At 48.1% G+C, this 11,153-nt stretch carries 10 protein-coding genes; 4 read left to right on the forward strand and 6 right to left on the reverse strand.

The window, feature by feature from the left end:
• Nucleotides 1-50 precede the first annotated feature (50 nt).
• Nucleotides 51-1,985, reverse strand: a complete 1,935-nt coding sequence (gene yeaG / locus IO95_RS15600) for a protein kinase YeaG (protein ID WP_023490152.1) — start codon at nucleotides 1,983-1,985, stop codon at nucleotides 51-53.
• 447 nt (nucleotides 1,986-2,432) lie between these two features.
• On the opposite strand from yeaG, the gene IO95_RS15605 reads away from it, so the two are divergent.
• On the forward strand, nucleotides 2,433-3,182 hold the full coding sequence (locus IO95_RS15605; RefSeq protein ID WP_023490153.1) for a MipA/OmpV family protein: 750 nt from the start codon (nucleotides 2,433-2,435) through the stop codon (nucleotides 3,180-3,182).
• A gap of 167 nt (nucleotides 3,183-3,349) precedes the next feature.
• Here IO95_RS15605 and IO95_RS15610 read toward each other — a convergent pair whose 3' ends face one another.
• Nucleotides 3,350-4,225 carry a D-hexose-6-phosphate mutarotase gene (locus IO95_RS15610; protein ID WP_023490154.1) on the reverse strand — a complete coding sequence of 292 codons (876 nt, stop codon included), beginning with the start codon at nucleotides 4,223-4,225 and terminating at the stop codon, nucleotides 3,350-3,352.
• 207 nt (nucleotides 4,226-4,432) lie between these two features.
• Nucleotides 4,433-5,428, reverse strand: coding sequence for a glyceraldehyde-3-phosphate dehydrogenase (gene gapA, locus IO95_RS15615; protein ID WP_023490155.1), 996 nt, complete (start codon nucleotides 5,426-5,428; stop codon nucleotides 4,433-4,435).
• 346 nt (nucleotides 5,429-5,774) lie between these two features.
• On the opposite strand from gapA, the gene msrB reads away from it, so the two are divergent.
• Both msrB and IO95_RS15625 read left to right on the forward strand, forming a co-directional pair.
• Nucleotides 5,775-6,176 carry a peptide-methionine (R)-S-oxide reductase MsrB gene (gene msrB, locus IO95_RS15620; RefSeq protein WP_023490156.1) on the forward strand — a complete coding sequence of 134 codons (402 nt, stop codon included), beginning with the start codon at nucleotides 5,775-5,777 and terminating at the stop codon, nucleotides 6,174-6,176.
• Between the two features lie 128 nt (nucleotides 6,177-6,304).
• Nucleotides 6,305-6,577 carry a YeaC family protein gene (locus IO95_RS15625; RefSeq protein ID WP_023490157.1) on the forward strand — a complete coding sequence of 91 codons (273 nt, stop codon included), beginning with the start codon at nucleotides 6,305-6,307 and terminating at the stop codon, nucleotides 6,575-6,577.
• A gap of 88 nt (nucleotides 6,578-6,665) precedes the next feature.
• On the opposite strand, the gene pncA is transcribed toward IO95_RS15625, so the two are convergent.
• From pncA to sppA, 3 genes are all read right to left on the reverse strand, one after another.
• The gene (gene pncA / locus IO95_RS15630) at nucleotides 6,666-7,298 is read right to left on the reverse strand and encodes a bifunctional nicotinamidase/pyrazinamidase (RefSeq protein WP_023490158.1); all 633 of its coding nucleotides are present in this window, start codon (nucleotides 7,296-7,298) and stop codon (nucleotides 6,666-6,668) included.
• A 17-nt stretch (nucleotides 7,299-7,315) separates the two neighbouring features.
• Complete coding sequence (gene ansA / locus IO95_RS15635; RefSeq protein ID WP_037386036.1) at nucleotides 7,316-8,332, reverse strand: asparaginase; 1,017 nt, start codon at nucleotides 8,330-8,332, stop codon at nucleotides 7,316-7,318.
• A 121-nt stretch (nucleotides 8,333-8,453) separates the two neighbouring features.
• On the reverse strand, nucleotides 8,454-10,307 hold the full coding sequence (gene sppA / locus IO95_RS15640) for a signal peptide peptidase SppA (protein WP_023490160.1): 1,854 nt from the start codon (nucleotides 10,305-10,307) through the stop codon (nucleotides 8,454-8,456).
• Between the two features lie 167 nt (nucleotides 10,308-10,474).
• Here sppA and IO95_RS15645 point away from each other — a divergent pair, with 167 nt between their 5' ends.
• Entirely contained in the window at nucleotides 10,475-11,026 is a 552-nt protein-coding gene (locus tag IO95_RS15645) for an NAD(P)H nitroreductase (RefSeq protein ID WP_023490161.1), read from the forward strand.
• Nucleotides 11,027-11,153 lie beyond the last annotated feature (127 nt).

Here is an 11,153-nt window from a genome sequence, read left to right on the forward strand (position 1 = left end):
GCACGCTGTCACTTGAAACCACTTAGGTATATGACGTCATGTAGCTTACATCATGATGATTTTCTGACCCGCAGATACCATTCGCACAGCAGGCGAACCTGTTTACGGGTGTAGCCTTTCTCCATCATACGGTCGACAAAATCATCATGTTTTTTCTGCTCATCCGTTGAGGTTTTGGCATTGAAGGAAATAACGGGCAGTAACTCTTCCGTATTCGAGAACATTTTTTTCTCGATGACGGTGCGCAACTTCTCGTAACTGGTCCAGTTAGGATTGTGGCCGCTGTTATGAGCACGAGCCCGCAGGACAAAATTAACGATTTCATTGCGGAAATCTTTTGGATTACTGATACCTGCTGGTTTTTCAATTTTCTCCAGTTCGGCGTTTAAAGACTCGCGATCAAACAGTTGACCGGTATCGGGATCACGGTATTCCTGATCCTGGATCCAGAAATCGGCATAGGTCACGTAGCGATCAAAAATGTTTTGACCATATTCCGAGTAGGATTCCAGATAAGCTGTCTGGATCTCTTTACCGATAAACTCGGCATACTTCGGTATCAGGTAGCCTTTCAGGTGCTCCAGATATTTTTCTGCCTGTTCTTGCGGGAATTGTTCACGTTCAATTTGTCGCTCAAGCACGTAGAACAAATGTACTGGGTTTGCAGCCACCTCGGCATGATCAAAGTTGAAGACCCGAGACAGTATCTTGAAGGCAAAACGGGTTGAAAGACCATTCATGCCTTCATCAACCCCAGCATAGTCACGATACTCTTGATATGACTTGGCTTTGGGATCGGTGTCTTTCAGGCTTTCACCGTCGTAGACACGCATCTTTGAGTGAATACTGGAGTTTTCTGGCTCTTTAAGACGTGACAATACGGTAAAGCGTGCCAGTGTCTCTAACGTACCAGGGGCGCAAGGGGCATGGGTTAGCTCACTGTGATCCAATAGTTTGTCGTAGATTTTGATCTCTTCGGACACCCGCAGGCAGTAAGGGACCTTGACGATATAAACCCGGTCAAGGAAGGCCTCATTGTTTTTGTTGTTGCGGAAAGTGACCCATTCTGACTCGTTAGAATGCGCCAGAATAATGCCGCTGAATGGCAGGGCAGAGATCCCCTCAGTACCGTTGTAGTTACCTTCCTGAGTGGCGGTCAGCAGAGGGTGCAGCACTTTGATCGGTGCCTTGAACATCTCGACAAATTCCATAATACCTTGGTTGGCACGACACAAGGCACCGGAATAGCCGTAGGCATCCGGATCGTTCTGGGCATAGTTCTCCAACTTACGGATATCTACTTTACCTACCAAGGCAGAGATATCCTGGTTATTCTCATCACCGGGTTCAGTTTTGGCGATAGCTATCTGTTCCAGAATGGATGGACGAACCTTCACTACTTTGAATTTAGTGATGTCACCACCGAATTCATGCAGACGTTTGGCTGCCCATGGCGACATAATGCTGCCAAGATAACGCCGGGGAATATTGTATTCCTGCTCCAGAATAGTGGCGTCTTCCTGTGGGTTGAACAGGCATAATGGGTGATCGTTTACCGGGCTACGTTCACCATTAGCACTCAGCGTGTAAATAGGGACACGTTGCATCAAGTCTTTTAGCCGTTCAGCAAGGGATGATTTACCACCACCTACTGGGCCCAACAGATAAAGGATCTGTTTCTTCTCCTCAAGTCCTTGCGCGGCGTGTTTCAAGTAAGAAACTATCTGCTCGATAGCTTCCTCCATGCCGTAGAATTCCTCGAATGCAGGATAACGTGCGATGACCCGGTTGGAAAACAGGCGTGACATGCGCGATTCAAGCGCGGTATCCACCATGACTGGTTCACCGATAGCCATCAACAGCCGTTCTGCTGCATTGGCATATGCACTGCGATCTTGCCGGCAAATGGTAAGAAATTCCTGCAGTGTGAACTCTTCGTCCTTGGCTGCTTCGTAGCGCTGACGATAGTGGTCAAATATGTTCATGGCGATGCCCGTCCTTTCGTTATTAGCACAGGTTAAAAAAGGAGCTGGTGTTTATATTGTGGCTCCTGAAAGTGGGAAGCATAACTGAGTACAGCAACTCGTATGCCAACATGATAGATTTATTATCGCGAGTTGCGCTTTATTCAACCGACCTCAGGATAAATCCACCTTCCGATATAAGTCTAGTTGCATACTGGAAAATTTCCTGCATCAATAAAATTTTTTTTAAGCCATATCAATGACTCACTTGCGGTTACTGCGGAGAGACTGGAAGGGCGGCGTAGAATAGACGAGAAGTAGGGGCTAATTCAGCAGAATAAATGAGCGTTATCTGCTCATTTATTGACTTATAACTGTTTTTTATTGTAAATATCACACACGGAAACATATTTTCACATAAACTATTTACGTTATGACATTTACCTTTTTTATGTATGGGAAAACATCGTGAAAATACCTTCATTAAAAACATTAGCGATTATTGTTGCCGCTGTCACTTGTGCTCACAATGCTCAGGCAGGAACTTGGTCACTGGGTGCTTCAGCATTGCTCACACCTGGCCCTTATCGTGGTTATCAGGACCGCGTCTATCCCGTTCCTATTATCAATTACGAAGGGGAAAACTTTCACTTCCGTTCATTGATGGCGGGTTATAACCTGTGGCGCGACCAGCAAAACCAGTTAAGTGTTATCGTACTCTATTCGCCGCTGAATTTTGACCCCGATGATAGTGATGATGATCGTATGAAGCAGTTGGATAAGCGCCGCAGTACGCTAATGGGCGGTATGGCTTATTCATATAATGCTGATTGGGGAACAATCCGCAGCACCTTGGTCGGTGATGTGTTGAATAACAGCAATGGCCTGGTAGGCGATGTGGCTTATCTATACCGCTTCCAGACAGGTGACTGGCGTATTATCCCTGCGCTGGGGATGACCATGAATAGCTCAAACCAGAATAAATATTATTTTGGCGTTAATGGTAATGAGTCACGCCGTAGTGGTTTCAATACCTATACACCGAGCAGTAGTGTGTCACCTTATCTTGAACTGACCACCCAATATAAAATCAACACCAACTGGACTGGCTTCTTCACTGGGCGTTACACCAGTTTGGCCAGTGAAATTAAAGACAGCCCAATGGTGGATAAATCCTATTCCGGTTCGTTATTGACAGGGATTTCCTATAGTTTTTAATGGTGCTGTGCTCTTTTTTAGTGCGCTCTTGCACTAAAAAAGGGCGTTAAACAAGTAGGCTGCTTGGCTACCACTGAGATGCAGGTTACTGTACTACGTGTTTTGCCATCCCCATAGAAAACCAGCAAGGCGAAAGCAATGGATAGCTTTCACCTCGGTTTATTAACTCAACGATTTTTGATGCTGCGGATTTTAACTGCCAAACGGGCAGGGTGTTCGTGGGTAACTAGCAAGGGCCTGGTGACACGAGCCGTTTCTACGCAGACCATGGTTTTATAACCGTCATTCGGCATATCGGCCATGCTGCAAGAGAGTTCAACCCCTGGGTTCCAAGCGACAACATCACTGATATGCTGGTGATTAACTTCAATTGTGCGCTGTAATACCGGGTCTTTAATCAGACTAGTGGCGGCTGGCTGGGTATAGATACGGTCTGTCCGACCGGTAAATTCCAGTTCACCCACCTGATGCGCTTCAATACCTTCTGCCACTTTATCAATAAAGTGTTCACCTAAACCGGCAACTTTAATCTTGTCAATATTTCCGATTTGGAAATAGGAATGGAGTGCGGCGGTAGCCTGATAGTCACCTTGCGACTCTAGCGCGATATCGCATTCAGTACCGAACTTAAAGTGAGCCGTCAGGCTAAAGGCATGTGGCCACAGTTTTCGGGTTTCTGCATTATCCTGCAATTTGAAGGTCAGGCTGACATTTTCTTGATCTTCATCATGGGCGACTAATTGCCAAGGGACATTACGGGCAAATCCGTGGGCCGGGTTATTGACTGGGCCAAACCATGGCCAACAGATGGGTACACCGCCACGGATAGCGACCCCAGCTTTGAAGGGGGTATTGTTACTTAACCAGATGACGGGCTGATCTCCATCGGGTTGCCAAGCCAGTAAATGTGCGCCTTGTAAGGTGATAGCCGCCCGAGTTTTAGGATGAGAAACCACTACGACGGCTAATTCATCCAATTGGCGCAGGCTAATAGAAGGGGATAATTGCTCGGTAACGGGCAAGGTGAAAATTTTTTCGTTCATGCTAAGGCCTCTATTCGGCGCAAAAACAGAGATATCTGTCGCCTAAACTGCTGCAAACAGTTGCCAGAATGCCCACTCATTTACAAGACGCAACTTAGATAAATGGTCAGATCGGGCTGTACAGTTGACGACACTGTGGTTGGTAAGAGGACAGGTACAAAAAGGGCGACACGAATGTCGCCCTTATAATCAACACCACATCTGCGATTACTTGGAGATGTGAGCGATCAGATCCAGTACTTTGTTTGAGTAACCGGTTTCGTTATCGTACCAAGAAACCAGCTTCACAAAAGTGTCGCTCAGAGCGATACCTGCTTTGGCATCGAATACAGAAGTCAGTTTCTCACCATTAAAGTCAGTAGAGACCACTTCGTCTTCGGTATAGCCCAGAACGCCTTTCAGTTCGCCTTCAGAAGCGGCTTTGATAGCAGCACAGATTTCTTTGTAAGAAGCTGGTTTTGCCAGGCGAGCAGTCAGGTCAACCACAGACACGTTAGGAGTAGGAACGCGGAACGCCATACCTGTCAACTTGCCGTTCAATTCTGGGATAACTTTACCAACCGCTTTAGCTGCACCGGTAGAAGAAGGGATGATGTTCTGAGCCGCACCACGGCCGCCGCGCCAGTCTTTATGAGACGGACCATCAACAGTTTTCTGAGTTGCAGTTGTTGCGTGAACAGTAGTCATCAGTGCTTCAACGATGCCAAACTTGTCGTTGATCACTTTAGCCAGAGGAGCCAGGCAGTTGGTGGTGCAAGATGCGTTAGAAACGATTTCCTGACCCGCGTAAGCCTTATGGTTTACGCCCATAACGAACATTGGGGTATCATCTTTAGATGGCCCAGTCAGAACCACTTTTTTAGCGCCGGCAGCGATGTGCTTACGTGCAGTTTCGTCAGTCAGGAACAGGCCAGTTGCTTCAGCAACGACGTCAACATTGACTTCGTTCCACTTCAGGTTAGCCGGATCTCTTTCTGAGGTACAACGGATGGTTTTACCGTTAACAACCAGATGGCCGTCTTTAACTTCTACTGTACCGTTGAAACGGCCATGGGTAGAGTCATACTTCAGCATGTAAGCCATGTATTCTGCATCTAACAGATCGTTGATTGCAACGATCTCAATGTCAGAACGCTCTTGAGCAGCACGGAAAACAATGCGACCGATACGGCCAAAACCGTTGATACCTACTTTGATAGTCATATATTCCACCAGCTATTTGTTAGTGAATAAAAGGTTGGTTGTAGAATTACCAAAACCTTGCCAAGCGTCAAGCGGAATCGTGTCAATTGTTGCTGCAAATCAAAACCTAGTGCCTGTTTTGTTCGCTATTTGCACACACAATTTGCGCTTAGTCTCCGCTTGATATGGGGATAAATTATTAAGTATAAAGATAGTAAATACAATATGTGTGATTAAGATCACGTCTTATCGCTACACACATCACATCCGCTACAGTCTAGGTTAAAAACCCTCTTGGTGTTGTTGTTTTTTTGTTATTATTGAGTTTTGTTTTGGTTGGTGATGGTAAAGGGCGGAAATCGCACAAATGACTAAAAATCAATTGCGCACAGAGTTGAATGACATTCAACACCATGTGACGCAGCAACAGGGGACTGAGGCGCCTTTTTCAGGCAAATTGTTGCATAACCAGCGTGATGGCATGTATCACTGTTTGTGCTGTCACGCGCCACTGTTTTACTCCGCCAGCAAGTATGATCCAGGCTGCGGTTGGCCAAGCTTTTATCAGCCCGTTTCTGCTGATGCCATTCGTTATCTTGATGATAATTCACACAATATGCAACGTGTAGAGATCCGCTGTGCCAGCTGCGATGCCCATTTGGGGCATGTTTTCCCGGATGGGCCACAGCCAACGGGGGAACGTTACTGTGTCAACTCTGCCTCACTGAGTTTCACCGATGACAACAGTGGTGAGCAGACGCTGGGTTAACAGGTGATTCTCCGTGATAATTCGAGTAGACGGCGGGAATAGGTGGCAAGCGGATCTCTATGTATTAAGAATTAACAAAATCGATTCAGCTAACTATCGGTTATTATCATCTAAAGGAAAACTGACTGATGGAAGTAAAAGACTTGATTGCTTGCATGACGCCGGAAATTTATCAGCGTTTGCGCCAGGCGGTGGAACTGGGTAAATGGCCCGATGGGGTCGCGCTGACAACCGAACAGAAAGAAAACAGTCTGCAAGCGGTGATGCTCTGGCAATCAATGCACAATGTTGAAGCACAACATATGAGTATTGGCACTGATGGGCAGATTGTGATGAAAAGCAAACAGGAACTGAAGCAGCAGTTTATGGCAGAACCGCTGGTAAAATTGAAACCACAGTAGCAAGCGAACCTCCCCGAGGTTGTTAGTGCTAGCGGGCAACCCACCGGGGAGAGTGAAGGGGATAGTGCAGGAAATAGTGCAGGGGATATTAGCGGTTGATAAATTGTGACAGCGTCACCAATTTTGCTCCCGCTTGCTGCATTTCCGCTAAAGCACGTTGGCTATCTTCGGGCTGCAAATTGACACCACGGCAGCCATCAATAATCACCTGAGTTTGATAACCCAGGCTCAATGCATCTAATACGCTGAATTTTACGCAGTAATCAGTGGCCAATCCCATCACGGCAAGTTGGGTAACACCGTGTGTTTTCAACCAGCTATCCAAAAGGGTTGAGGTGCGGTGGCCGTTATCAAAGAAAGCACTGTAGCTATCAATGTTGGGATCTTCCCCTTTACGAAACACCGCTGCGATTTGTTGGCGCTGAAGCTGAGGGTGCAGTGCGGCCCCCGAGCTATGCTGGACGCAGTGCACTGGCCACCAGACCTGTGGCAAACCTTCAAGTTCACCCAAGGTGCCCACGGGTGCGTTAGCGTGAATGGCAAAGCTGCGATGATTAGCCGGATGCCAGTCCTGGCTGGCAATAACCGGTTCGTTGCGCGCACCACAAGCGTCAATCGCCTGATTGGCGATGGCAATGGTGGCATCACCTTCGGCTACCGCTAACGCGCCACCGGGGCAAAAGTCATTTTGTAAATCGATTAATAACAAGGCGGACTTCATCTCAGCTCCAATAGGGGTTAATCTGCCACGCTCAGTTCACCACGTAGATCCTGCTGCATCAGGTTGCGGATCTCCTCGGGTGTCAAGGGTTGGCTCAGCAGGTAATGCAGCTTGGTTAATGCTGCCTCCACGGTCATATCAAACCCGCTAACAACGCCTGCATGGGCCAGCGCATTACCGGTAGCATATCCCCCCATATTGACTCTACCTGAAATACATTGGGTCAGATTCACTACCACAGTGCCACGTGCTGAGGCATCGCGTAGCTCATCCAACAATTCGGTTTTTTGTGGGGCATTGCCCACACCATAGCAGCGCAGAATCAGGGCTTTTACCGGTTGTAGCAGAAAATTACGTACCACCGCAGCAGAAATACCCGGATAGATAGTGACTACGCCGATCGGCTGTGGCGTGATGTTATGTACCACCAGTTCCCCACGGCAAACCGGCGATGGGATGCCTGTCTGACGGCGGATGTGGATCCCGGCTTCCAGTAACGGGGGCAGATTAGGTGAGGCAAAGGCATCAAAACCATCGGCATGGGCCTTGGTGGTACGGTTGCCGCGAAACAACTTATTATTGAAAAACAAACTCACTTCATTGACTGGATAATTGGCCGCCAAGTAGAGCGAATTCAATAGGTTGGTTTGACCATCAGAACGCAATTCAGCCAAAGGGATTTGTGACCCTGTCACAATAACCGGTTTAGCCAGATTCTCCAACATAAAAGAGAGCGCAGAGGCGGTATAAGCCATGGTGTCAGTGCCATGCAGGATCACAAAGCCATCGTATTGATCATAATTCTTTTTAATATCGTCAGCGATGTGCTGCCAATCTTCTGGCGTCATATCTGAAGAGTCAATCAATGGCACATATTCATGAATGGTGAAGTTTGGCATCTCTGGCCGATGGAATTCTGGCATCAGTGACAGTTGGTGCTGTAGATGCCCGGATACCGGAATATAACCCTGCGTCGAGCGCTGCATACCGATAGTGCCGCCTGTGTAGGCGACGTAGATGGATTTTTTTTGCATGGTAAGGCTCATATGACCTGCTAATAGGGCAAATTATAGGGAGATGGTAACAAAAAAAAAGCCCGACGACTTTGTCGGGCTAGAGATTTATCGCCATGCTGAATGAGCCTAGGGATAACAGTTAGCGAACTTCACCGCAGGTCAGGCAGATAGCATAACGATGTTGCGGGTCATTAAGGTTGTTGAATAGGCCAGGCTGCTCCGCCGCAGCTTTTGCCAGCGAGTTCAATGGTGCTGGCAGCATTGATTGAATCATGGCTGGCAGCATGGCGTGAATAGAGACATTAAACTGGCTAAGCAGGATATCCGCCAGACTTGGGTTATCAACAAACCAACTGAGTTGCCAGTGGGTCAGTTTAGCTAACTCCGCCGCTTTTTTCACTGCATCATCAAAGTCACCCAGTTGGTCCACCAGGCCATTTTTCCTGGCATCACTACCCAGCCAGACGTGGCCCTGAGCAACTTGATCGACCTGTTCTGGGGTCATCTTGCGAGAGTCAGCCACCAGCGTGATGAACTTCTTGTAACCATTCTCGATGTTCTGTTGCATCATTTGCGAGAACTCAGCGGGTAGTGCCTTGGTGACGGTGATATCCGCCAATGGAGACGTCGCCACGCCATCAGTATTGACACCGATACTATCGAGGGTGTTCTCAAAGGTATTGATCACGCCAAAAATGCCGATGGAACCAGTGAGAGTGCTCGGGCTAGCAATAATATAATCTGCGGGTGCGGAGACCCAATACCCCCCAGAAGCCGCCATCCCTCCCATAGAAACCACCACCGGCTTGCCAATAGCGCGAATGGCCACCAATTCTGAACGAATCACTTCTGAAGCACTGACGCTGCCACCTGGGCTATTGACGCGCAGTATCACGGCTTTGATGTTGGGATCGAGACGGGCTTGGCGTAATTGTTCTGCGGTGGTATCGCTACCAACATTACCCGCCGTTTGTGGGCCATCCATGATTGGGCCATTAACAAAAACCACGGCGATCTCTTCCCCCAGTTCAGCGGGGGATTGAGGTTGGTAATCGTAGATACTGACGGAATTGAAGTTATTATTGGTTTTATTCCAACCAAAGGTTTTCACCAATTGATTTTCAATGACGGGTCGGGAAGCGAGCTCATCCACCAGTTTGCTGTTCAAGGCAAACTGTGCAGTATCTCCCCCTGCGGCTTTGAGGCCGTTGATGATATCGGCAGCACCAGGGAACAGTTGGTCTGGGGTCAGTTGACGATTGGCTGCTACCGTATCCAGGTAGTTTTGCCATAATCCGCCAATCCAGCGGCTATCAGCCTCACGTGCTTCTGGCGACATATCGTTACGAATCAGCGGTTCTACGGCAGATTTATAGGTACCCACGCGGAAAATGTTGGTGGTAACCTTCACTTTTTCCAATAACGCTTTGTAATACAGGTTATTGGTGGCAAAGCCATGCAGGTCTACGGCACCAAGTGGTGATAGATAAATCTTGGTGGCGTAGCTGGCGAGGTAATATTGTGTCTGGTTGTAGCTATCACCTATGGCATAGATCGGTTTACCGCTATCGCGGAATTCACGCAGGGCTTTGCCGATATATTGCAACGAGGGTTGGTCGGCACCGACAAAGTCATTTAATTGCAACACCATTCCGGTGATGTTCTTATCGTCCTTCGCTTTGCGAAGGGTATCCACCAAATCAAACAGCGAGTTTTCTTGCTGACGATTACTGGATGTACCCAGTAGTTCACGCCCTAATAGACGGAAGCGGTTATTGACGGCTGGGCTATCAACCACAGTGCCTTTCAGATCAACCAATAGTGCCCCGCGGGGGATTTCCATTGAGACATTATTCTGAAAGGTGAGATAAATACCCACGCCAATCAGGATCAGAAAAATCAGGAACAAGTTGAGGATCAACTCCCTGACAAAATTGATTAGATGCCAGGTCCATCTGAAAATACCGGCAATAAATCGCCACAATGTGCGCATGTGCTCTCCAAAATAGGGTGGTATACGCCGCTATCGTAATGAGTGGTTAAACAAATGTCAGCTTTAACTTTTTAATTCGCTGGTTAAAGAGAGTATTGCAGAAACTGTCACTCTTTGTTGGGCTATGCTAACGTGCGTGAAATAAAAATTGTTATTAGGAATGAATCATGGATGCACTAGAACTGTTACTCAACCGCCGTTCGGCATCGCGCCTGGTAGCACCTGCACCTGAAGGTGAAGTGCGTCAGAATATCATCAATGCAGGCTTACGGGCTCCAGACCATGGTGCACTGCAACCCTGGCGTTTTGTGCTGATTGAGAACCAGGGATTAGTGCGTTTCAGTGAACTATTGCAGCGCGCGGCCCAACAGGACCAACTGGGTGAAAGCGCCATCGAGAAAGCCAAGCAAATCCCTTCCCGTGCGCCGTTGATCATCACGGTGATTGCCCATTGCAGCGATAACCCGAAGGTCCCCCACTGGGAACAGGTGGTGTCAGCCGGTTGTGCGGTGCAGGCGATGCAGATGGCGGCATTGGCACAGGGCTTCAATGGCATCTGGCGTACTGGCGTCTGGACGGCAAATGCGTTGGTGCGTGAAGCCTTCGCCTGCCGTGAGCAGGATGAAATTGTTGGCTTCCTTTATTTGGGTACACCACAGTTGAAGGCCCCGGCAAAAGTAGTCGCGCCGGATAGCACGACTTTTGTCAGTTACTTCTGAACCATCTGTGATCAAGCAGGTGCAAAGTGGCCCATCATGGTGTCGCTTTGCACTATTTATGAGCATTCGCACGCATTATGCCAACCACCGCTTATCAATCCCTTCGCCAAGCGCTACCCTATAGCGC

This window comes from Serratia sp. DD3, from assembly GCF_000496755.2.

What these genes read in the sequence shown, in the direction of transcription:
- yeaG (WP_023490152.1), bottom strand. Translation starts at nt 1,985, where the DNA reads ATGAACATATTTGACCACTATCGTCAGCGCTACGAAGCAGCCAAGGAC.
- IO95_RS15610 (WP_023490154.1), bottom strand. Translation starts at nt 4,225, where the DNA reads ATGAACGAAAAAATTTTCACCTTGCCCGTTACCGAGCAATTATCCCCT.
- gapA (WP_023490155.1), bottom strand. Translation starts at nt 5,428, where the DNA reads ATGACTATCAAAGTAGGTATCAACGGTTTTGGCCGTATCGGTCGCATT.
- msrB (WP_023490156.1), top strand. Translation starts at nt 5,775, where the DNA reads ATGACTAAAAATCAATTGCGCACAGAGTTGAATGACATTCAACACCAT.
- IO95_RS15625 (WP_023490157.1), top strand. Translation starts at nt 6,305, where the DNA reads ATGGAAGTAAAAGACTTGATTGCTTGCATGACGCCGGAAATTTATCAG.
- pncA (WP_023490158.1), bottom strand. Translation starts at nt 7,298, where the DNA reads ATGAAGTCCGCCTTGTTATTAATCGATTTACAAAATGACTTTTGCCCC.
- ansA (WP_037386036.1), bottom strand. Translation starts at nt 8,332, where the DNA reads ATGCAAAAAAAATCCATCTACGTCGCCTACACAGGCGGCACTATCGGT.
- sppA (WP_023490160.1), bottom strand. Translation starts at nt 10,307, where the DNA reads ATGCGCACATTGTGGCGATTTATTGCCGGTATTTTCAGATGGACCTGG.
- IO95_RS15645 (WP_023490161.1), top strand. Translation starts at nt 10,475, where the DNA reads ATGGATGCACTAGAACTGTTACTCAACCGCCGTTCGGCATCGCGCCTG.